This window comes from Elongatibacter sediminis, assembly GCF_037892215.1.
Classification (GTDB): Bacteria; Pseudomonadota; Gammaproteobacteria; order Xanthomonadales; family SZUA-36; genus Elongatibacter; species Elongatibacter sediminis.
The window spans coordinates 37,174-58,343 of the sequence record NZ_JAZHOG010000014.1 but is presented as its reverse complement, the minus strand read 5'-3'; the positions used below and the strand labels follow the sequence as shown (position 1 = coordinate 58,343).

The window sequence follows — 21,170 nt, the reverse complement described above, 5'->3', positions numbered from 1 at the left end:
GACCGTCAGCATTGTCGACAAGACGCGATCAGCAACGGACCGAAGCCATGCAGCAACTGAGCGTACTGCGTCACGCCAAAGCCGTGCCCTGGACCCCCCGGCAGGATGATTTCGCCCGGTCGCTGCGACCCATCGGCGCCGAACACGCCCGGCGCATCGCCGACTGGATGCTGGAACACCTGGAGCTGCCCGGGCGCATTCTGTGCTCACCGTCACAGCGTACACGGGAAACCCTCTCGCCCCTGCTGCGAAGAAACCCCGACCTCGAGGCCGTGACGCAATTCGTCCCGCAGATGTACCAGGCTGACGCCGCCACGCTCTGCGAACTGCTGGATGCGGCTTTCTCTGAGACCGACCGGGTCCTGATCATTGGCCACAATCCCTCGTTCGAGCGGCTGGTGGGCGATGTGATCGCGGAACGCCATCGTGACGAATTCCGGCGTCTGCCGACCGGCACCCTGGCGGTGGTGGACTTCGACCCGGACTGGTTCGGCGCACGCACCACGGGCCGGCTCGCTCACCTCGTCCGTGGCAAACACCTGTCAGTCGATTGATTCCAGCCAGATCTGCGCCACGCGCTCGAGAATGGCCTGGTCTTCGGCGCTGAAACGATTGGGCTCGGGGCTGTCGATGTCCAGTACCCCGAGCAACTCACCCTCGCGCACCAGCGGCACGACGATCTCCGAGCGCGAGTCCGCGTCGCAGGCGATGTGTCCGTCAAAGCGGTTCACATCGTCCACCCGCTGCGTCTTGCGTGTCTGCGCCGCGGTGCCGCAGACCCCCTGCCCGAGCGGAATGCTGACACAGGCCGGTTTGCCCTGGAACGGACCCACGAGCAGGGTGTCGCCCCGGAGGAAATAGAAGCCGGCCCAGTTGACGTCCTCCAGGCTCATGAACAGCAACGCGGACAGGTTGGCCGCGTTGGCGATGCGGTCGCGTTGACCGGAAAGCAGGGCGCGCGCCTGCGCCGCAAGCCCCTGCTCCCGGCGCCAGGCGTCTTCGTCGTGTTCCATGCTCATGCCGGTTTTCCGTCAGTTCGGGTGGATGCGGATTCGGGCCGGCGAACGAATACCAGCAGCTGATTGTTGGCCGGCAAGGGGAAACGCTGCTGCAAGAACAGGTGATGCTGACGACCCAGGGTTTCAAGGTCGGCCAGGTCCCGCAACCCCATGGACGGATTCCTCTGGCGGAGCTGGCGGTCGAATGCCGCGTTGCTCGGTGCCGTGAATTCCCCGTTCTCGTTGAACGGACCGTACAGGCAGAACAAGCCCTCCACCCGCAGCACGCCTCCGACGCCCGCGAACATGGCCTGAACCTCGGGCCAGGACATGATGTGGGACGTATTGGAAGAATACACCGCGTCGTACGGACCCTCCGGAAAGTCCCGGGCGACATCGAGTGTGATCGCCGGCTCGATATTCACTCCACCCTCTGCACGCAAGCGTGCCTCCAGGTCCGGCAGGTAGGCGGCCTGATCGGAAGGCTGCCAGACCCACCCTGGCAAGGCGGCTGCGAAATGCACCACGTGCTGTCCCGTGGCCGACCCGATTTCCAGAATTCGGCCACGCGACGGCAGCACTTCCAGCAGAACCTCGAGGATGGGTTGTTTATTGCGGTCGCAGGCTTCCGACCAGGCCAGCGGAAGATTCATGCCAGCGCCCTCATGGCTCGACGGAACGGCGGTTCGAGAACGTCGCGGCGCAGGTGCCGGCCGGCCTGTACACAGGGAATTCCGGCCACCCACACGGTGCGGATCATGTCACGCGGGTCGGCGAATATCCAGGTATCGAGAACCGTGTCTCCGTCCCGGCCCGCCAGCAGGGGATGCTCCCCGTCCAGTTCCACCAGGTCGGCCCGCGCGCCCGGCCGGATCTCGCCAACGGGTTGGCCGAGCGCGCGCGCTCCGCCGCGGGTGGCGCGTTGGTGCAGGCTGCGGCCGCAACCGAGCCCGGCATCGGCCAGCACATTGCGGCGCAGCCCGCGCAAGCGGGCCTGAAATTCCAGAAGGCGCAGTTCCTCGGTGACCGAGATCCGCAAGTTGCTGTCGCTGCCGATGCCGAATTCTCCGTCGGCGGCGAGCCAGGCCTGCGTGTCGAAGAAACCGTCACCGAGATCCGCTTCGGTCGTCGGGCACAACCCGGCGGCGGCACCCGTTGCGGCGGCGGCCTCGGCTTCGGCCGCTTCCATGTGGGTGGCGTGAACCAGACACCAGCGGTCATCCAGTTCATACCGGTCCGTCAGCCACGCGACGGGCGCCGTGCCCAGCTGCTCACGGCAGGCCGCCACCTCCGCAGGCTGTTCGGCGACATGGATGTGTATCTGCCCGTCAGACGGTGCGTCGTTGAAAACGGCGTCGAGGTCATCCGGCGACACGGCGCGCAGGGAATGCGGCGCGATGCCCACGCGATGCAGAGGTGCGCCCGAAACAGCCTCGCGGCAGCGCCCGAGCAGGTCCAGGTAGCGCTCCGGCCGATTGAAGAACCGACGCTGATGCGGCTCCACGCCAGGGGCTCCGAATCCGCTGCGGCAATACAGCACCGGTAGCAGGGTCAGGGCCATCCCGCTGTCCCCGGCGGCGGCCAGAAGCCGCAGCGACATCTCCGCGATGTCCGCGTAGGGTTCGCCCGCGGGACCATGATGCAGGTAGTGAAACTCCGCGCATGAGGTGAACCCCGCTTCCAGCATCTCCACCTGAAGCCAGGCCGCGATGGCCTGAAGCTGTTCCGGCGTAATCCGGCTCGCCACGCGGTACATGCTCTCACGCCAGGTCCAGAAACTGTCGTCACCGACGGCGAACTCGGTGAGGCCGGCCATCTGGCGCTGAAAAGCATGACTGTGCAGGTTGGGCATGCCCGGTACGATGAATCCGGACGACCCGGCTTCCGCGGCGCTGATGGGATGCAGGGACGAGATGTGGCCGGCCGGGTCGACCCCGATGCGCAGCGGGCCGGTCCAGCCATCGGGTGTCAGGGCCGCCCGGCAGTCAATGGTCGATTCACGGTGCATCGGGTTTCCAGGTCAGCAATTCATCCACCAGGCGTCTGAGCACGGCCTGCAGTCGTTCAGAGAGTTCGGGCTTCCAGGCCGGTGGTTCTTCCTGCATGTAGGCACGCTGTGCGATTTCGAGCTGCAGGGCGTGGACGCCTTCATTCGGCCGCCCATAGTGCCGGGTGATGTAACCGCCCCTGAAGCGACCATCCAGCACCCGTGTCAGGTCCGGTTCGTCGAGCGTCTGATATGCCCGGCGGCGCAGGTTCGAATCGGCGCTGGAGCCACCGTTGCTGCCCAGGTTCAGATCCGGAAGCGAACCGTCGAACAGCAGTGGAAGCTCATGCCGGATGGAATGCGCATCGAGCAGCACGGCAAATCCGTGCCGGGCGCGAATACGATCCACCTCGGACCGCAGCAGAGCATGATAGGGCTGCCAGAACCGCCCGATGCGGTCCGTGACCTCATCCGCGCCGGGGGCCGCACCAGGGCGGTACAGCGGGCGACCGCCAAAATCCTGTGCGGGCGCGATTCCGGTGGTCAGCAGTGTGGTGTCCGCGTCGTACAGCGGCGCATCGTCCGGGGGCCGGTTGAGGTCGACCACGTAACGCGAGGCCGTGGCGGTCAATACCCCGGCCCCGGCTGCGTTCGCCCAGTGGTACAGACGGTCCACAAACCAGTCGGTGTCCGGCAGGCCGAGAGCAACGGGTGTCAATCGCGGACGCAAATCGTCCGGCAGCCCGGTCCCGGAGTGCGGAATGCTGATCAGCAGTGGCGAGTCGCCGGGTTCGAGGCGGGGTTCGAGTTCGTTCGTCATCGGGTGCACAGTGTAGGAGGGTGCGGCCGTTCATGCACCTGCCCACCGGCCGGAATCAGGAAGCCTGGATCGCGCCGGCCGGCGCAAAAACGACGACGCCCGGTAGAACCGGGCGCCGTCGATCGAATGAAGTTGGCGAGACGCTAAAGCGTGGGCCGTTCCTCGACGATGGTCGGCGTCACGAAGATGAGCAGTTCGCGCTTCTTCGTTTCGTTGGCACGGCGCCGGAACAGAGTGCCCAGTACCGGCACATCGCCCAACCAGGGCACCTTGTCCTCGGTGCTGGATTTCTCGTCCTGGAAGATACCGCCCAGCACCACGGTGTCGCCGTTGTCGACGAGAACGGTGGTATTCAGTTCGCGGGTGTCGATGGAAGGCACCGAACCGCCGCGAGCCGTCTGGAAGATTTCACCCACCGTGTCCTGCTTGATTTCGAGGTCCAGCTGAACCCGGTTATCCGGCGTGATCAGCGGAGTGGCGCGTAATTCGAGCACGGCTTCCTTGAACTGCACCGCGGTGGCGCCCGAGGAAGTCGACTGCTCGTACGGAATCTCCACACCCTGCTGGATAAAGGCTTCCGCCTGGTTGGCGGTGATGACACGTGGGGTCGAAATGACCTCGCCCTCGCCCTCGCTCTCCAGCGCCGACAACTCCAGATCCAGGATCAGGTCATCGGTGAGGAAGGACAGGCCGATTGTGCTGGCATTCTGGCTGGAAGCCGGCAGATTGACCTGGTAACGGTTGGGGAAGGCCGGAATGTCCAGCAATCCGTCATCGCGCGGATTGATCGACGGGTTGACGATGTCGGCCGCGCTGCCGTCCGCCGCGATCACGCCGATGTTGCTGCCATCGTGCAGATAGGTCACGCCAAAACGGACGCCCAGCTCATGCGCGAAGTCCGAACTGGCAATGACGATGCGCGATTCGATCTGTACCTGCCGGACGGCGAAGTCCAGTTCGGTCAGAAGTTCGCGAATCTCCACGATGCGCTCGGCGGTATCGGTGATCAACAGCGTGTTGGTTCGCTCGTCAACCGTGACCGATCCACGCTCGGACAACAGGCCGTACTCGGTGTCGACGGCATTGGTCGATTCCTCGATCAGGGACTTCATTTCCGAGGCCTTGGCATAGGCCATCGGCACCAGCACCGTCTGCAGGGGCTCGAGAATGCGGCGATCCTGCTGTGCCTTCAGCAACTGCTGCTCGCGCGCGGCGATCTCGGCGGTGGGCGCAATCCAGATCACATTGCCGTTTTTGCGCATGTCGAGATTGCGGGCATCCATGACGATATCGAGAGCCTGATCCCAGGGTACGTTGGTCAGGCGCAAGGTCAGATTGCCACCCACGCTGTCGGCAACCACGATGTTCAGGTCGGAAACGTCCGCGATCAGCTGCAGTACGGACCGTACCGGAATGTCCTGGAAGTTGAAGGTTACGCGGGTGCCTTCATACACCTTGTCCTCGAAGAACTTGATCTCGGCTTCTTCCGTCGCCGTGGATATCTGGGACAACTCCTCGACCTCGATGACGACGGTGTCGCCCGACTCGTAGGCAAGGTGCTCATAAACCCCAGTGACGCGCAAGGCGATCCGGGTGCCGTTGGCGATGGGACTGGCGTCGATGTATTGCACCGGCGTGGCGAAATCCACCACGTCGAGCCTGCGATTCAGATTCTGGGGCAGGGACGCGTTGTACAGATCGACCACGAGGCTGTCCACGCCTTCCTCGACGGCCATGCTGGTACCCTGGCGCGCCATGTCGATGATGACACGGCCCTGGCCTTCCTCTCCGCGGCGGAAATCGATGCCCGTGATGCTGTTACTGCCACCGCTGCTGCCGCTGCTGCCGCTTCTGCCACTGCTGGCGACGGGTGCAGACGATCCCTGATCACCGGCCACCGACAGGACCACCTGCCCGGGGCTGGTCGTATAGTCGTAACCCGAAGAACGGTTGAGGTCGACGACCAGGCGTACCCGCCCGCTCGCGCCGACCGCTGAATACTGTTGTACCGGCCCCATTCCGACGGAGACGGAATCACTGCCGGCCGAGTAGGACGTCTCGGCCAGATCGAGCACGATCCGGGCCGGGTTCTCGGTAGCGAACACGCTGACGCTGGGTTCGTCGCCGGTCGTCGACAGCCTGATGCTGACGCCGCCATCCGAGGTGCTGCTGTGGCTGATGCCGGTGACCTCGGTGGCGGCCATTGCCACCGCCATTGGCGCCAGCGCCACAAGAACGCCGAGACACCGCAGAAATCCATTTCTAAAAATACGCATACTGCGCCCTCTTTCCCAGAATTGCGGCTCAATCGAAAGCCTATCCTTGTCGCTGTTCATGGCACTGCCTCTCAAGATGTTCCGCTCCGCGCGATTCATGGCCATCTAACCTCCCAGAGCCATTGACGCATCACGGACGATCCAGCCGCCCGTTCCGTCGGGAATGAATTCACTCAACTGAACTTCGTCGGGGTCGATCCGGCCGACCTGACCGTGGTTCTTACCAATGTAGTTGCCCACGGCGACCCGGTGTATGACTCCGTCCGGATCTCGAATCAGCGCCCACTCGTTGGTTTCTTTCTCAAAGGTTCCGACCATGGTCAGGGTATCCAGCTCAAACCGCTCCAGATATTCCCGGGTACGTTGCAGGTCCGGTCGCGGACCGTCACCGCCGTCACCGGCCACCTGCTGCTCCGCGCCTTCGCTGGTCGACATCCGGAACGGGTCGCGGCCGGCCAGGCCGTCGTACTCGTACGGCGTGTAGGTGCGGACTTCCGGGATCGGAGGTATGGGTGCCGCGGGACGCGCCTTGACATCGGCGATGTAACGATTCAGGTCGTCCTGCTCAGCGGTACAGGCCGCCAGGGACACCACCGCCAGTGCCGACGCCGCGAGGCTCTTGAAGGTGCGGGACATCGTGCTCATTGTGCCGCCCCCTTTTGGGCCTCGGCCCTTTCCGCGGCTTCCTCCTCGTCGATGTACCGATACGTCTTCACGGTGCCTTCCAGAATGAGGCGGCCGTCGTTACGGCTGACGCCGACGTCTCGATTGGTGGCCCGACGTAGCGCGATGTCGTGCATGGTGAGAATGACCACGCGCGGCAGCGATGCCACGCCGCTCACGAACTCGCCGAACTGATGATAGTCACCCAGCATCCGGACCGATATCGGCCGCTCGGCGTAGAAATCATGCAGGGCTTCGGCGTTGGGCTGGAACAGTTGAACGTCGATGCCCGAGCCCAGTGCGGTCTGCGAGATATCCACCAGCAGCTTGTCCATCTCGGTTTTGCTCGGCAACTGCCGGAACATCGTTTCCAGCAATTCCTCCATTTCAGCGAGCTGCGCCTCATAGGCTTCGAGATTGGCGGCTTTCTGCTGCTTGTACTCGAAGTCCGAACGCAGGGTCTGCTCCTGCGCCTGCACCCGCTCGAGCTGCTCTATCTTGTTCTTGATGAGCAGGAAATATCCGATCGTCAGAATGATCGCCAGCAGAATGCCGAGAATGAAATAGCGAACGGCCAGCGGCGCGCTGCCAATGTCATTGAAGTCGAGATCCCTCAGTTCATTCAGCATCAGTTTGCCTCCGCCGTGCCGCCGGTCTCGTCCACGCCCTGTTCAGGCGTCTTTGGCTTGAGCCGGACCCGGATGGCGAATTCGTAGGGCTCGGTGCGGGTCGCGGGATTATCAGCGGCCCGGACGTACTGAAGCTCAGGATTCAAGAACAGGTCCATCTGCTCAAGGCTGTTGAGATAAGCCGATACGCGTGCGTTCGATTGGCTCGAACCCAGCAGGGTCACGTTCGCCCCCTGTTGTCGCACGTTACCCAGGGTGACGCCGACCGGAATGGTCTTGGCCAGCTTGTCGAGCAGCTCGACCGTCAAAGAACGGCTGGCCTGCAACTCCTCGATGATCTGTTTACGCGACAACAACCGGTTTCGCGTGCGTTCCAGTTCGGCGATGCGTTCGATCCGGGCCTGCAGCCGGTTGATTTCCTGCTGGATTTTCTGGTTGCGCGCTTCCTGCTGACTGATGCGCTGGTCGTAGAACATGCCCACGATCAGGACCAGTATCGCGCCCAGCACCAGGGTTCCGACCAACGAGAAGAGGAATTGGCGCTGCCGCTCCCTGCGCGCCTCCTCTCGCCATGGAAGGAGATTGATTCTAGCCATCAGTCAAACCCTCTCAGTGCCAATCCCATTGCCACCATCAGATTGGGCGCGTTGGCCGACAGCGCCGATGCGGCCACCGAGGGCGCCAGTTGCAGCCCGGTGACGGGGTCGGCGACGTTGGTCTTGATGCCGAGCTCCTGCTCGACCACATCCGTGAGTCCCTTCAGCATGGCCATGTCGCCAGCCAGGTACAGCGTCTTGATGTTCGCGAATTCGCTGCTTGAACTGTAGAACTGCAGAGCGCGGCTGATCTGGTGCACCACGTTCAGCATGAACGGTTCCAGCACCGCGTCTTCGAAATCTTCGGGCCCCGGCTCGCCGCGCTTGAAGAAAGAGGCCTGCTCCGCCGTCATGTCGTAGCGCCGCATGATTTCTTCGAGCAGTTGATGTGCGCCGAACGGATGATCGCGGGTGTAGAGCACGCGGCCGTTACGCAGGATGAGGAGGGTCGACAAGTCATAGCCGATATCGAAAATACCGACGGTCTCGGTATTGCGTATGCCCTCGCGCTCGCGGATCAGCTCAAAGGCGTTGGCGATGGCGAATGCCTCGACATCAACGACCTTGGCCCTGAGTCCCAGGGATTCGAGCGCATCCTGGCGGCTTTCGACATTTTCGTTCTTGCTCGCGGCCAGCAGAATATCGACCATGTCGGCGTTGCGCGCCGAAGGCCCGAGCACTTCGAAATCGAGGCTGATCTCATCCAGTGGATACGGGATGTACTGATTGGCCTCGATCTGAACCTGGCTTTCGATATCGGCGTCGGCGAGATTGGCCGGCAGGCTGATCGTCTTGGTGAACACCGCGGATCCGGATACCGCCACCGAACAATATTTCGAGTTTGAACCCGACTTGCGCACGGCGGATTTGATCGCATCGGATATCGCTTCGATGTCCTGCACGGACTTTTCAACGATCACGCCCTGGGGCAGCGGCTCAATCGCAAAATGATCGACGCGATAGTTCGATCCATGGTGGGAAAGTTGCACCAAGCGAATGCTGGATGCCCCTATGTCCAACCCAATGATGGGCGGATTCTTTGTGCCGAATAGTTTCAAATTGCCCTCAATCCTTTGTTCGACAATGGTTTATTGACACTTCCTAGACTAGTTTTTAACAGAAATCGGCAGGTAACTCAACGACTGATCGTCCCTGTCACGATTTCCGAAGCCAACCAATCGGCCACTGTCAGACGGCAGGTTTTGTTATTTGAACCACACAGGAGGGAAGAACCGAAGACGGCAAACGCTGTCCAACGCGGAATGAATCGGCCGCCTCCCTGCCTGCCTGTTACTATCGCACCTGTGGTTTGGTTCGCTGCACTCCGGACCGATTCCACGGCGATAGAAAGTTCCGTCTTCTGCAAAACAGCATAACAGGAAATTCGCGTGAAGAAAGCAATTCGCTGGTTGTTGACCGCGTTCCTGGCGGCGGCCGTGCTGGGTTTCGCGGCCATCGGCATCACCTATCTGATCGTCGCGCCCGACCTGCCCGAGGTCGACAGCCTGCAGGATGTTCAGCTCCAGGTGCCGCTCCGGGTGTACAGCCGGGACGGACGCCTGATCGGGCTGTTCGGGGAAATGCGCCGCATACCGGCCACCCTGGAACAAATACCGGACCGTCTCGAACAGGCATTCCTCGCCGGCGAGGATGCGCGCTACTACGAACACCCCGGCGTGGACTACCAGGGCATCTCGAGGGCCGTGTGGATTCTGGCCACCACGGGTGAGAAATCGGTGGGCGGCAGCACCATCACGCAGCAATTGGCGCGAAATTTCTTCCTGACCTCGGAGAAAACCTTTACCCGCAAGATCAAGGAAATATTCCTGGCGCTGCGGATTGAACGCGAGCTGTCCAAGGACGACATTCTCGAGTTGTACCTCAACAAGATTTTCCTCGGATACCGCGCCTACGGCGTCGGTGCGGCCGCGGAGGTCTACTACGGCAAGGACGTGGCCGAACTGAGCCTGGCCCAGGCCGCGATGATCGCCGCGTTGCCCAAGGCCCCTTCGCGCATCAATCCGATCAACTCTCCTGAACGTGCGCTGGAACGGCGCAACTACGTTCTCGGTCGCATGCGCGAACTGGAATACATCACCGACGCTGAATACCAGGCCGCAGTGAACGAGGAGGACCAGGCTTTCTACCACGGGGCGAAGGCGGAAATATCGGCACCGTACCTGTCGGAGATGGTGCGGGTCCGCGCCTTGCAATTGCTGGGAGAAGAAGCTTACACCGGCGGTTTCGAAATCCACACCACCATCGACTCCCGGCTGCAGATGGCGGCCAACCAGGCGGTTGCCGGCGGACTGGCCGAATACGACGAGCGGCATGGCTACCGGGGACCGGAAGCCCGCGTGGACCTCGGTGACGCGGGCACGCCGGCGCGCTGGAACGAAATCCTGGAACCGTACCGGCCCGTTTCCGGCCTGATGCCGGGCCTGGTCACCGAAGTCGAAGACGAACTGGCGCTGGTGTATCTGCGCGATGGGCAGACCGTGGCCGTACCCCGCCCCGACTGGGCCGCGCGGTTCATCAACCGCAACCGCACCGGAGCCAAACCCGAGACGATGAACGACGTCGTCTCGCCGGGCGACGTGATCCGGGTGCGGCTGGACGACGAGGGCAACTGGCAGCTTGGGCAGATACCCGAGGTCGAGGCGGCTTTGATTTCGCTGGATCCGAAAACGGGCGACATCCGGGCTCTGGTGGGCGGCTACGATTTCAGCCGCAGCAAGTACAACCGGGTGGTGCAGAGTCGGCGCCAACCCGGGTCCGGATTCAAACCGTTCGTTTATTCGGCGGCCCTGGAGCGCGGTTTTACCACTGCCAGCCTGATCAACGACGCCCCGATCGTGTTCGACGACCCGGAACTGGAGCGTACCTGGAAACCGCAGAATTTCAGCGAAAAATTCTACGGCCCGACACGGATGCGCGAAGCCATGGTGAATTCACGCAACCTGGTGTCCATCAGGCTGCTGCGGGACACCGGAATCGAGTTCACGCGCGAGCATGTCGCCCGCTTCGGATTCGATCCGTCGGAGCTGCCCCGTGACCTGACCCTGGCCCTGGGCAGTGCCTCACTGACGCCGCTTTCCCTGGCGCGCGGCTACGCGGCATTCGCGAACGGCGGCTACCTGGTCGATCCTGAATTCATTCGAGAGATCCGCAACGCCGACGGCGACGTCATCTACCGAACGATTCCGCCGTTGCTGTGCGACGATTGTGCCGAAGACCAAATCGAATTGGCCGCGCAGCAACCGACCGAGCCGGGCGAGCCCGTATTCCGTCCGCTTGAAATCTCTCGCGAAGAAGAAAACGCGGACCCCCTCGGCGTGCCGGAGCAGGGCGTTCTGGCGGACACCGAGACGGAAGCCCGCCCCGCGCCGCGAGCCGTTTCCGCACAGAATGCCTACCTCATCCGTTCGATGATGATGGATGTGGTACGGCGCGGCACGGGCGTGCGTGCCATGCAACTCGGCCGCTCCGATCTCGCCGGAAAAACCGGCACGACCAACGAACAGCGCGATGCCTGGTTCACCGGCTACAACGACCACCTGGTCACGTCGGTTTGGGTGGGCTTCGACAATTTCGAACCGCTCGGCCGCCGGGAAGTGGGAGGACGGGCGGCATTGCCGATCTGGATGGCGTTCATGGAGGTCGCACTGGAGGGTCTCGAAGACAGGCAGCCGGTCATGCCCCCCGGCCTCGCCCAGGCGCGCATCGACCCCGACACCGGTTTACTCGCCAGACTTGATAACCCGGACGCAATCATGGAAGTATTCGAGGTGGGTAAGCTTCCCCCCATGGAAGCCGAAGCCGAAGGAGAGCGCGAAGATGCCCCGTCAGCGGAAGACCCGTACGAAATCTTCTGATTCCCTTGCGCCACGCCAGAACCGCGGGTTCAGCCAGATCCGTCGCGAAATCGCCGCGGAAGCCGCGCGCATCATCGCCACCGAAGGGCAGCCCAACTACCACATGGCGAAGAAGAAAGCGGCCGAGCGCGTCGGCGTCAGCGAACGGCTGGCCCTGCCCAGCAACCTCGAAGTACAGGATGCGCTGCTGATGTACCAGGGGTTGTACGGCGGCAGTGCGCATGCCGACAACCTGGATCGCTTGCGCGGCGCCGCCGTCGAGGCGATGCGGCGCCTGGAAGTTTTTTCACCCCGACTGGTCGGGCCGGTGCTGGACGGCACGGCAGGCCCGCATTCCCGCGTATCACTGCACGTGTTCTGCGATGCGCCGGAAAACCTGGTTCTGTACTTTCTCGAGGCTGGCGTTTCCTTCGTCCAGGAGCAACGTCGCATCCGCTGGCACGACAGTGGGTACCGGACCATGCAGGTGCTGGTGGTCGAAGTCGACGGTACAACGGTGGAGCTGCTGGTATTCCAACCGGTCGACCTGCGCCAGGCGCCGCCTTCACCGATTGACGGCAAGCCGCAACGGCGTGCCGGCCTGACCGAGGTGGAGTGTCTGTTGAATCCGGTTGCCGAAGCGCGGCACGGAAGCTGAGCCCCCGTACGCGCTTCGGCGCGGTGTGCTTCAGCGTTTGTCGAGCGCCACGTAGTCGCGGGCCACGGGGCCGTTGTAAACCTGGCGGGGCCGGCCGATCTTGGTCGGAGTTTCCGATTGCTCCAGCCACTGCGCGACCCAGCCCACGGTGCGGGCGATCGCGAACATGACGGTGAACATGCTGACCGGGAATCCGAGCGCCTTGTAGATGATGCCGCTGTAGAAATCGACATTGGGATACAGCTTCTTCTCGACGAAGTAATCGTCTTCCAGGGCGATTCGCTCCAGTTCCATGGCCAGATCCATCAACGGGTCATCGACACCCAGTTCCTGCAACACCTCGTGGCAGGCCTTGCGGATGATCGACGCGCGCGGATCGTAGTTCTTGTAGACGCGGTGCCCGAATCCCATCAAACGGAACGGATCGTTGCGGTCCTTGGCTCGCTCGATGAACTGCGGCACATTCTTCACATCGCCGATTTCGTGCAGCATGTTCAACACGGCCTCGTTGGCGCCGCCATGAGCCGGCCCCCACAGCGCCGAGATACCGGCCGCGACGCAGGCGTAGGGATTGGCGCCCGTGGACCCCACCAGCCTGACCGTCGACGTGGATGCGTTCTGCTCGTGATCGGCGTGCAGGATGAACAGCAGATCCAGCGCGCGCACGGCGGAGGGGCTGACCTTGTATTCCTCGGCCGGCACCGAAAACATCATGTGCAGAAATCGCTCGCAGTAACTCAGGTTGTTTTGCGGGTAGGCGGTGGGCCAACCCATGTGGTGGCGGTAGCAGGCGGCGGCAATGGTGGGCATCTTGGCGATCATGCGCTTCGCCGCCAGCATGCGGTGTGCCGAATCTTCCATGTCCAGGCGGTCGTGGTAGAACGCCGCCAGCGAGCCCACCACGCCAGCCATCATGGCCATCGGGTGCGCGTCGTAATGAAACCCGGAAATAAACGTATTCAGCTGCTCGTTCACCATCGTGTGGTAGGTGATGTCACGCTCGAAGTCGCTGTACTCTTCGGCGCTGGGCAACTCCCCCTGCAACAGCAGGTAGGCAACTTCCAGGAACGAGCTTTTCTCGGCCAGTTGTTCAATCGGGTAACCGCGATAGCGCAGAATGCCCTGGCCGCCGTCGATGAAGGTGATCTCGCTGGTGCAGGCCGCGGTTGCCGTGAAACCGGGATCGTAGGTGAAATACCCCAACTCCGAGGGAAGGGACTTGATATCGATGGTCGGCTCCCCCTCGCTGCCACTGATCACGGGCAGGTCGATGGATTTGCCGGCTGTCTCGTCGGTCACGGTAACTTTTCTTTCAGACACTCGTATCTCCTGGAAAATGCACCTCGAAACAGGCGCAACAGCCGCTTCCACAATCCACGGCCGGGTTGGCGAACACAGCTGAACAGTATCGCATACGCGGCTCACAACCCGCCACCGCATCAGCGTTTTGACGGGTGTGGACCCGCGCAACGCAGCGACCACCGTTCCACACGCGGGTGCGGACTCGCAACGGGCCCGAACCCGAAAATGACAGCCACGAAAAAGCCCGCGTACCTGACGGCTCGCGGGCCTCGTGTCCGAACCATCGGAGACCGGGCGCACTCAGTGTTGCCCGAACTCCGGATCGACGCAGGTGCCGGCCGCCGGACGTGCGACCCCCGGTTGGAGTCGCTGCACGCGGCGCGGCGAACAGACCGGCTTACTTGCCGTAGCGTTTCTTGAATCGATCCACGCGCCCGCCCGAATCCAGCACCTTGTGCTTGCCGGTGTAGAACGGGTGCGAAGCGCTCGAAACATCGACCTTGATCAGCGGGTATTCATTACCGTCTTCCCACTTGATGGTGTCTTTCGAATCGGCAGTGGAACGCGTCAGGATCGCAAAATCCGATGAGAGGTCCTGGAACACGACTTCCCGGTACTCCGGGTGAATGCCTTTTTTCATGATAATTTCCGTCGGTTAACGCCCGCAAAAGACCGCCCAGTTTACGTTCAGGACCATCGGATTGCAACCGCACAAAGGGGTTTCAGGCCGGATCCCCGGGCAGAAACAGCGCCTGGGTTTCGTTGACGAAACGCCAGCCGGTCCCGGTGGGTATCAGCCGTTGCCCGCTCCATTCCAGCAACCCTTTCCCGATGGCCGCTTCCACCGCCTCCTCGGCCGCCGACCAGGGCAGACCGGTGCGCGGCCCGAAGTCCGTGGCACGCACCCCGTCGCGTAGGCGTAACTGGTTGAGAAAGAACTCGAAAACGCGCTCGGCGGCGGGCACGGCCCGGGTCTCGGCAAGCCACCGGCCCGTGTCGAGCGCCTCGAGGTAGGCCCGCGGGTGACGCTGCTTGGACCCGCGCATCACAACCCCTTCGGCTGGCAGGGTGACCTTGCCGTGGGCGCCGGCGCCGATGCCCAGGTAGTCCCCGTAACGCCAGTAATTGAGATTGTGCCGGCACTCCGCGCCGGAGCGGGCCCAGGCCGAGATTTCATACTGTCCGAATCCGGCGGCCTGCAGGCGATCCGCGGCCTGTTCCTGCATGGCCCAACAGGCCGACTCACCCGGCAGCCGCGGGGGGCGCGCGTGAAAAGCGGTGTTCGGCTCCAGGGTCAACTGGTAGTGCGATACATGCGCCGGGTCGTGCGCCAGCGCCCTATCCACGTCTTCGACCGCGGCCGCCACGGTCTGGCCGGGCAGGCCGAACATCAGGTCCAGGTTGAAGTTGGCGAGCCCGGCGCGGTGCAGGGACTCGACCGCGCGGTCGATCTCGCTCGCGCCGTGAATGCGCCCGATCCGCCGTAACGCCTCGTCATCGAAACTCTGCGCGCCCAGCGATACGCGATTGATGCCGGCGTCCCGGTAGGCCTCGAAGCAGTCGTGCTCCACGGTGCCCGGGTTGGCTTCCAGGGTGATTTCGGCCCCCGGAACCAGGTTCAGACGTGACCGCAGCCCGTCAATGATCCGGCCGATGGCGGCGGCACTGAACAGGCTGGGCGTGCCGCCACCGAAGAATACGCTGTGTACCGGGCGGCCCCAGACCCGCGGCAGATCGTTTTCGAGGTCTGCGAGCAGGGCCGCGACATACCGGTCGTCGGGAATGTCTCCGCGGGCCTCGTGGGAGTTGAAGTCGCAGTACGGGCACTTGCGCACGCACCACGGCAAATGCACATAGACCGACAGCGGCGGCAGCGCCAACTCCGCGGAGAATTCAGAGTTCGGGTTCATCCCCGGAACCGTTGCGCAGCCGGTCGAACAGCATGGCCAGTGCCCGCCCCCGGTGGCTGAGTTGGTTCTTGCGCTCCGGCGGCAGTTCCGCAGAAGTACAACCCTCCCCGGGAACCCAGAACAGCGGATCGTACCCGAACCCGCCGATCCCCCGGGGCGCCTCGAGAATACGGCCGCGCCACTCACCGACGGCGATCAGGGGCACCGGATCATCGGCGTGCCGCAGCAGCGCCACGGCACAGATGAAGCGCGCGCCGCGATCCGCCTCCGGAACGCCGGCCAGCGCCTCCAGAAGTTTCCGGTTGTTGGCCGCGTCGTCACCGTGCGCGCCGGCGTAACGGGCTGAATGAATCCCGGGTGCTCCGTCCAGCGCGTCAACCACCAGGCCCGAATCGTCCGCCAGCGCCGGCAGGCCCGTGTTGCGTGCGGCATGCCGCGCCTTGATCAAAGCGTTTTCGAGAAACGTCGGTGCATCCTCGACGGCTTCACCGAAATTCCATTCGCCCTGCGAGAGCACCCGCCAACCCAGCGGGGCGAGCATGTCGCCCAGTTCACGCAGCTTGCCGGCGTTGCCGCTGGCCAGCACCAGGGTCTGGCCGTCTTCAGCCACCAAGGGCCTCGCGTTGCAGCGACATCAACCGCTGTATCCCGCCATCCGCGAGGTCGAGGAGGACATCGAGTTCGTCCCGCCGGAACGCGTGGCCCTCGGCGGTTCCCTGAACTTCGATGAAGGCGCGCCCGTCGTTCATGACGACGTTCATGTCGGTCTCGGCCGCCGAATCCTCATCGTAGTCCAGGTCGAGAACCGGGTGCGTGTCGTAAATGCCCACCGACACGGCAGCCACCTGGCCGTGGATCGGGTCGGACTTGATCCGCCCGTGCTTCAGCAGCCAGCCGCAAGCGTCCCGAAGCGCCACGTAAGCACCGGTGATGGATGCCGTGCGGGTCCCGCCGTCGGCCTGGATGACGTCGCAATCCACCGTGATGGTGCGCTCGCCCAGCGCCGAGCGATCGACCACGGCCCGCAGGGACCGTCCGATCAAACGCTGGATTTCCAGGGTGCGGCCGCCCTGCTTCCCGCGCGCCGCCTCGCGCGCCATGCGGCTGCCGGTGGAGCGCGGCAGCATGCCGTACTCCGCGGTCACCCAGCCCTCACCCGAACCGCGCAGAAACGGCGGAACACGATCCTCGACGGACGCGTTGCACAGCACGCGGGTGCCACCGCAACTGATCAGCACCGAACCCTCGGCATGCCGGGTGTAGTGGCGGGTGATGGTGGTTTCGCGCAACTCGTCCGGCTGCCTGCCGCTGGGTCTTTGCATGGTGTCTTTCTCGTCCATTGTGGAGGTGGGATTGGAGGTTTTGCCGGCGTTTCGCAATTCGGCGCCGGGCCTGATTGCCGGAATCGGCCATTGCATGTCGCCCCGGTGCCGGTAACATGGGGCCTGTTACGGCGTTCGCCAACGTCAACGCCGATCATTATGCATCACGGAATCCTTCACCCATGACACACAGCATGACCGGCTTCGCCACCGCGGAGCAAATCGCGCCGGCGGGGCGTCTGACCTGGGAACTGCGATCGGTCAATCACCGTTATCTGGAAATTTCGCTGCGGGTGCCGGAGGAGTTCCGCGTGCTGGAACCCGACGTGCGCGAGGTGCTCGGCTCGCGGCTGAGCCGCGGCAAAATCGACGCCAACCTGCGTTTCACGCCCGACCCCGCGGCTCGCAGCAACGAACTGAACCTCAATGCTCCGCTGGCCGAACATCTGCTGGAACTGCATGACCGCCTGCAGGGCATGGCCGGGTTGAAGCAGGAACCCGATCTCGGCCGGCTGCTCAACTGGCCGGGTCTGGTGGTCGAGCAACCGCCCGACCCCGGGCCGCTGCACGATGCCGCCATGCAGGCCCTGGCCGACGCTTTGATCGGCCTGTCCGCCGCGCGCGAACGGGAAGGACGGAAACTGGCCGCCCTGATTCGGGAACGCCTCGACGGCGTGGCGGAGCAAGGCAAGGTGGTACGCGGTTTGCTGCCTGAAATTCGCGCGTCCCTGGAGGACAAGCTGCTCAAGCGGGTCGCCGACCTGCCGCTGCCGCTGGAGCCCGGCCGCATGGAGCAGGAGGTCACCCTGATGCTGCAGAAAATCGACGTGGCCGAAGAACTCGACCGTCTCGACGCACACGTTTCCGAAGCACGCCGGGCACTTGAACTGGACAAACCGGTGGGCCGGCGGCTGGACTTTCTGATGCAGGAATTCAATCGCGAATCCAACACCCTGAGCTCCAAATCGGTGGATGCCCGCACCACCCAGGCCGCCGTCGAACTGAAAGTCCTGATCGAGCAGATGCGCGAGCAGGTCCAGAACATCGAGTAATCCGCGTGGAACGTTCCCCCACCCTGTATGTCGTCGCCGCTCCGTCCGGCGGCGGCAAGACCAGCCTGATCGCGGCATTGCTGGATCGCGACCCGAACCTCAGCCTGTCCGTGTCGTTCACGACCCGCCCGCCGCGCCCCGGCGAGGTCGACGGCCGGCACTACCGCTTCATCGACAAGGAGCAGTTCATGGCGCGGGTGCGGGACGATGCGTTTCTGGAATACGCCGAGGTCTACGGCCACTATTACGGCACCGGCCGGGCCGCCGTGGAACACGAGTTGCTGGCCGGCCGGGACGTGCTGCTGGACATCGACTGGCAGGGCGCGCAACAGATCCGCACGACATTCGCCGCCTGCTGCAGCGTATTCATCCTGCCACCCTCGCTGGCGGAACTGCGGCGCCGTCTCGAATCCCGCGGCCAGGACAGCCGCGAAGTGATCGAACGCCGCATGGCCAAGGCGCGCTCGGAAATCGAACATTGGGAAGAATTCGACTTCGTCGTGATCAACGACGATTTTCAAGCGGCCCTCGCCGACCTGCACGCCATTATCCGCGAACGCCGGCCCGTGCGAACCGACCAGGCGGAAAGAATTGCCCCGCTTCTGGCGGAGTTGCTCGAAAATGAATAAAATGGCAGGTTCAGCCCGAAAAATTATCGCGTTTTTACAGGATTATTCACATGGCACGAATTACCGTTGAAGACTGCCTCGAAGTCGTTCCGAATCGCTTCGAACTGGTGTTGACCGCCACCAAGCGCGCCCGCCAGATCGGTCACGGGGCCGAACCCCTCATCGATGAAGAGAACGACAAACCGACCGTGATCGCGCTGCGCGAGATCGCCGAAGGACACATCGACGCGGAGCGGGTGGACATCATCCAGGCCGAAATCGAAGCAGCCGAAGCCTTTGACAGCCCGCCCGAAGAGGAAGATTTTTCCTTCTGAGCGCGCGCGGCATTCCCCAAGTCCCGGACCATGCAGGTTGCCAACGGCTATCCTGAACCCGTCCTAAAGCTCCGGGACCTGCTCAACACCTATCTCGATCCCGAAAAGGTCGCCGTCGTTCTGCGCGCGTTCGACGTGGGCGCGCGCGCCCACGAGGGTCAGACCCGCATGAGCGGGGAGCCCTACATTCTGCATCCGGTCGCGGTCGCCCAGATCCTGGCCAGCATGCGCATGGATCACGAGAGCATCACGGCCGCGATCCTGCACGACACCCTGGAAGACACACCGCTTTCCAAGGACGAACTGGTCAACGGATTCGGACCCGCCATCGCCGAATTGGTGGATGGCGTGACCAAGCTCGACAAGATGAAATTCCGCACCCGCAGCGAGGCGGACGCGGAGAGTTTCCGCAAGCTCATGCTGGCCATGTCGCGCGATCTGCGCGTGATTTTCATCAAGCTGGCCGATCGCCTGCACAACATGCGCACGCTCGGCGGACTGGCGCGGGATTCGCGCCGCCGAATCGCGCGTGAAACCCTGGACATCTACGCGCCCATCGCCGACCGACTGGGCATGAACAACATGAAACTGGAACTCGAGGACCTGGGCTTCGAGAACCTGTACCCCTGGCGTTACCGCACCATCGAGGAACATCTCGATACCATGACGGGGCATCGCCAGGAAATCGTCGAAAACATCAAGGATGCGCTGAGAGTACGGATGAACGATGCCGGCGTGCCCTGCCGGATCGGCGGGCGCCAGAAAACGCCTTACAGCATCTACAAGAAAATGCTCACCAAGGACCTGTCGTTCTCCGAGGTCACCGATTTCTATGCCTTCCGCATCATCACCCATACCGAATCCCACTGTTACGTCGCGCTCGGCGTGGTCCACAATCTCTACCCACCGAAGCCGGGCCGGTTCAAGGACTACATCGCTCTGCCCAAGGCCAACGGCTACCAGTCGCTGCACACCATTCTGAACAGCCCCTACGGCCTGCCGATCGAGATCCAGATCCGCACCGAGGAGATGGACATCATGGCGCTGAAGGGCGCGGCTGCGCACTGGCAGTACAAGACTCACCAGCCCGGCAGCGACGGCTCCGCCCAGGTGCGCGCCCGTGAGTGGCTGATGCAGCTCGTCGACGTCCAGCGTCACGCGGGTGATTCGCTGGAGTTCCTGGACAGCGCCAAGTCGGACCTCTTCCCCGACGAGATTTTCGTGTTCACGCCCAAGGGCAAAATCATCGATCTGCGGCGCAACGCCACCGCACTGGATTTCGCCTACGCCATCCACACCGACGTCGGCAATCACACCGACACCGCGCTCGTCGACAATGAGGATGTCCCCCTGTCGACCCGGCTGGTCACGGGACAAACCGTGCGGATCATTACCCATCCCGACGCGCACCCGCGGCCGGAATGGCTGGAATTCGTCGTAACGGCGCGGGCGCGCACCTCTATTCGCGCCTACCTGAAAAGCCTGCAGGACGAGGATACGGTGGCCCTGGGGCTTCGCCTGCTGGAGAAGGCCCTCAACGCACGCGGCAGTTCCCTCGAGGCCTTGCCGGCCGAGCGTTGGGACCAGTTCCTGAAGGAGAACCACCTCGCCGAACAGGAAGACGTGTTCCGCGACCTGGCCCAGGGAACCACCCTGGCCAATATCGTCGCCTCCAAGCTGGCCCCCGACGCAAGTGTCGTCGGTGCCCGGGTGGAGCCCGAGGAAGCCCTGGCCATCGCCGGATCCGAGGGCAGCGCGCTCAGCTTCGGCGCCTGCTGCCTGCCGGTGCCGGGCGACCGCATCATGGCTTATGTGTCGGCGGACAAGGGACTGGTCGTACACCGGGCCAATTGCGCCAACGTGCGCGAGTTCCGCAAACACCCCGACCGCTGCATCGACGTCACCTGGGCGCCGATCACCGAAGGCAAATTCCCGGTTTCGGTCAAAATTCTCACCAATAACGCACCCGGTGTGCTGGCCAATATCTCCACCAGCATCGCGGAAGCCGGAAGCAATATCGAGAAAGTGGTGATGATCGAATCCAATCCCGAAACCGCTACCATGCAATTCAACCTCAGCGTCGAGAATCGCGATCACATGGCGCGCGTACTGCGCCGGCTGCGGCGCAACAGCCAGGTCATTCGCGTCTCGCGCATCTGA

General features: G+C 63.3%; 21 protein-coding genes. 7 read left to right on the top strand and 14 right to left on the bottom strand.

What is annotated here, in order from left to right:
- Positions 1-47: 47 nt before the first annotated feature.
- A complete protein-coding gene (locus tag V3330_RS17710) occupies positions 48-554 on the top strand; it encodes a SixA phosphatase family protein (protein ID WP_354696785.1) in 507 nt (168 codons plus the stop codon).
- Here V3330_RS17710 and V3330_RS17705 read toward each other — a convergent pair.
- The 9 genes from V3330_RS17705 to pilM form a co-directional block, all read right to left on the bottom strand.
- Entirely contained in the window at positions 543-1,019 is a 477-nt protein-coding gene (locus V3330_RS17705; protein ID WP_354696784.1) for a GAF domain-containing protein, read from the bottom strand. The genes V3330_RS17710 and V3330_RS17705 overlap by 12 nt on opposite strands.
- The gene (locus V3330_RS17700; RefSeq protein ID WP_354696783.1) at positions 1,016-1,651 is read right to left on the bottom strand and encodes a DUF938 domain-containing protein; all 636 of its coding nucleotides are present in this window, start codon (positions 1,649-1,651) and stop codon (positions 1,016-1,018) included. The genes V3330_RS17705 and V3330_RS17700 overlap by 4 nt, the downstream gene beginning before the upstream one ends.
- Positions 1,648-3,006 carry a formimidoylglutamate deiminase gene (locus V3330_RS17695; protein WP_354696782.1) on the bottom strand — a complete coding sequence of 453 codons (1,359 nt, stop codon included), beginning with the start codon at positions 3,004-3,006 and terminating at the stop codon, positions 1,648-1,650. Before V3330_RS17695 ends, V3330_RS17700 begins: the two co-directional genes overlap by 4 nt.
- Positions 2,996-3,805, bottom strand: a complete 810-nt coding sequence (hutG, locus tag V3330_RS17690) for an N-formylglutamate deformylase (RefSeq protein ID WP_354696781.1) — start codon at positions 3,803-3,805, stop codon at positions 2,996-2,998. Before hutG ends, V3330_RS17695 begins: the two co-directional genes overlap by 11 nt.
- Before the next feature lie 143 nt (positions 3,806-3,948).
- Complete coding sequence (locus V3330_RS17685) at positions 3,949-6,081, bottom strand: type IV pilus secretin PilQ (RefSeq protein WP_354696780.1); 2,133 nt, start codon at positions 6,079-6,081, stop codon at positions 3,949-3,951.
- A gap of 105 nt (positions 6,082-6,186) precedes the next feature.
- Positions 6,187-6,726, bottom strand: a complete 540-nt coding sequence (locus tag V3330_RS17680; protein WP_354696779.1) for a pilus assembly protein PilP — start codon at positions 6,724-6,726, stop codon at positions 6,187-6,189.
- Positions 6,723-7,373 carry a type IV pilus inner membrane component PilO gene (locus V3330_RS17675; protein WP_354696778.1) on the bottom strand — a complete coding sequence of 217 codons (651 nt, stop codon included), beginning with the start codon at positions 7,371-7,373 and terminating at the stop codon, positions 6,723-6,725. The genes V3330_RS17680 and V3330_RS17675 overlap by 4 nt, the downstream gene beginning before the upstream one ends.
- Positions 7,373-7,969, bottom strand: a complete 597-nt coding sequence (locus V3330_RS17670; RefSeq protein ID WP_354696777.1) for a PilN domain-containing protein — start codon at positions 7,967-7,969, stop codon at positions 7,373-7,375. The genes V3330_RS17675 and V3330_RS17670 overlap by 1 nt, the downstream gene beginning before the upstream one ends.
- Entirely contained in the window at positions 7,969-8,988 is a 1,020-nt protein-coding gene (pilM, locus tag V3330_RS17665) for a type IV pilus assembly protein PilM (RefSeq protein WP_354696776.1), read from the bottom strand. Before pilM ends, V3330_RS17670 begins: the two co-directional genes overlap by 1 nt.
- A 369-nt stretch (positions 8,989-9,357) precedes the next feature.
- Here pilM and V3330_RS17660 point away from each other — a divergent pair, with 369 nt between their 5' ends.
- The gene (locus V3330_RS17660) at positions 9,358-11,844 is read left to right on the top strand and encodes a penicillin-binding protein 1A (protein WP_354696775.1); all 2,487 of its coding nucleotides are present in this window, start codon (positions 9,358-9,360) and stop codon (positions 11,842-11,844) included.
- A complete protein-coding gene (locus V3330_RS17655) occupies positions 11,807-12,481 on the top strand; it encodes a hypothetical protein (RefSeq protein WP_354696774.1) in 675 nt (224 codons plus the stop codon). Before V3330_RS17660 ends, V3330_RS17655 begins: the two co-directional genes overlap by 38 nt.
- Positions 12,482-12,511: 30 nt before the next feature.
- Here the strand turns inward: V3330_RS17655 and V3330_RS17650 are convergent, their stop codons facing one another.
- The 5 genes from V3330_RS17650 to rph form a co-directional block, all read right to left on the bottom strand.
- On the bottom strand, positions 12,512-13,801 hold the full coding sequence (locus V3330_RS17650) for a citrate synthase (RefSeq protein ID WP_354696773.1): 1,290 nt from the start codon (positions 13,799-13,801) through the stop codon (positions 12,512-12,514).
- A gap of 379 nt (positions 13,802-14,180) precedes the next feature.
- Positions 14,181-14,423, bottom strand: a complete 243-nt coding sequence (locus V3330_RS17645; protein ID WP_354696772.1) for a type B 50S ribosomal protein L31 — start codon at positions 14,421-14,423, stop codon at positions 14,181-14,183.
- 82 nt (positions 14,424-14,505) lie between these two features.
- Entirely contained in the window at positions 14,506-15,693 is a 1,188-nt protein-coding gene (hemW, locus tag V3330_RS17640) for a radical SAM family heme chaperone HemW (RefSeq protein WP_354696771.1), read from the bottom strand.
- A complete protein-coding gene (rdgB, locus tag V3330_RS17635; protein WP_354696770.1) occupies positions 15,677-16,303 on the bottom strand; it encodes an RdgB/HAM1 family non-canonical purine NTP pyrophosphatase in 627 nt (208 codons plus the stop codon). The genes hemW and rdgB overlap by 17 nt, the downstream gene beginning before the upstream one ends.
- Positions 16,296-17,015 carry a ribonuclease PH gene (gene rph, locus V3330_RS17630; RefSeq protein WP_354696769.1) on the bottom strand — a complete coding sequence of 240 codons (720 nt, stop codon included), beginning with the start codon at positions 17,013-17,015 and terminating at the stop codon, positions 16,296-16,298. Before rph ends, rdgB begins: the two co-directional genes overlap by 8 nt.
- A 182-nt stretch (positions 17,016-17,197) precedes the next feature.
- Here rph and V3330_RS17625 point away from each other — a divergent pair, with 182 nt between their 5' ends.
- From V3330_RS17625 to V3330_RS17610, 4 genes are read left to right on the top strand one after another with little or no spacing between them, the layout of a single operon-like run.
- Positions 17,198-18,067, top strand: a complete 870-nt coding sequence (locus tag V3330_RS17625; protein WP_354696768.1) for a YicC/YloC family endoribonuclease — start codon at positions 17,198-17,200, stop codon at positions 18,065-18,067.
- A gap of 5 nt (positions 18,068-18,072) precedes the next feature.
- Entirely contained in the window at positions 18,073-18,696 is a 624-nt protein-coding gene (gmk, locus tag V3330_RS17620; RefSeq protein ID WP_354696767.1) for a guanylate kinase, read from the top strand.
- Between the two features lie 50 nt (positions 18,697-18,746).
- Complete coding sequence (gene rpoZ / locus V3330_RS17615; protein ID WP_354696766.1) at positions 18,747-19,010, top strand: DNA-directed RNA polymerase subunit omega; 264 nt, start codon at positions 18,747-18,749, stop codon at positions 19,008-19,010.
- Positions 19,011-19,040: 30 nt separating this feature from the next.
- Positions 19,041-21,170: a RelA/SpoT family protein gene (locus V3330_RS17610; protein ID WP_354696765.1), complete on the top strand. Its 2,130-nt coding sequence runs from the start codon at positions 19,041-19,043 to the stop codon at positions 21,168-21,170.

Coding starts and splice junctions, on each gene's coding strand:
- rph (WP_354696769.1), bottom strand. CDS start 17,015: ATGCAAAGACCCAGCGGCAGGCAGCCGGACGAGTTGCGCGAAACCACC.
- V3330_RS17675 (WP_354696778.1), bottom strand. CDS start 7,373: ATGCTGAATGAACTGAGGGATCTCGACTTCAATGACATTGGCAGCGCG.
- V3330_RS17625 (WP_354696768.1), top strand. CDS start 17,198: ATGACACACAGCATGACCGGCTTCGCCACCGCGGAGCAAATCGCGCCG.
- V3330_RS17705 (WP_354696784.1), bottom strand. CDS start 1,019: ATGAGCATGGAACACGACGAAGACGCCTGGCGCCGGGAGCAGGGGCTT.
- V3330_RS17655 (WP_354696774.1), top strand. CDS start 11,807: ATGCCCCGTCAGCGGAAGACCCGTACGAAATCTTCTGATTCCCTTGCG.
- hemW (WP_354696771.1), bottom strand. CDS start 15,693: ATGAACCCGAACTCTGAATTCTCCGCGGAGTTGGCGCTGCCGCCGCTG.
- V3330_RS17680 (WP_354696779.1), bottom strand. CDS start 6,726: ATGAGCACGATGTCCCGCACCTTCAAGAGCCTCGCGGCGTCGGCACTG.
- V3330_RS17670 (WP_354696777.1), bottom strand. CDS start 7,969: ATGGCTAGAATCAATCTCCTTCCATGGCGAGAGGAGGCGCGCAGGGAG.
- V3330_RS17695 (WP_354696782.1), bottom strand. CDS start 3,006: ATGCACCGTGAATCGACCATTGACTGCCGGGCGGCCCTGACACCCGAT.
- V3330_RS17610 (WP_354696765.1), top strand. CDS start 19,041: ATGCAGGTTGCCAACGGCTATCCTGAACCCGTCCTAAAGCTCCGGGAC.
- V3330_RS17710 (WP_354696785.1), top strand. CDS start 48: ATGCAGCAACTGAGCGTACTGCGTCACGCCAAAGCCGTGCCCTGGACC.
- V3330_RS17685 (WP_354696780.1), bottom strand. CDS start 6,081: ATGCGTATTTTTAGAAATGGATTTCTGCGGTGTCTCGGCGTTCTTGTG.
- rpoZ (WP_354696766.1), top strand. CDS start 18,747: ATGGCACGAATTACCGTTGAAGACTGCCTCGAAGTCGTTCCGAATCGC.
- hutG (WP_354696781.1), bottom strand. CDS start 3,805: ATGACGAACGAACTCGAACCCCGCCTCGAACCCGGCGACTCGCCACTG.
- V3330_RS17700 (WP_354696783.1), bottom strand. CDS start 1,651: ATGAATCTTCCGCTGGCCTGGTCGGAAGCCTGCGACCGCAATAAACAA.
- V3330_RS17645 (WP_354696772.1), bottom strand. CDS start 14,423: ATGAAAAAAGGCATTCACCCGGAGTACCGGGAAGTCGTGTTCCAGGAC.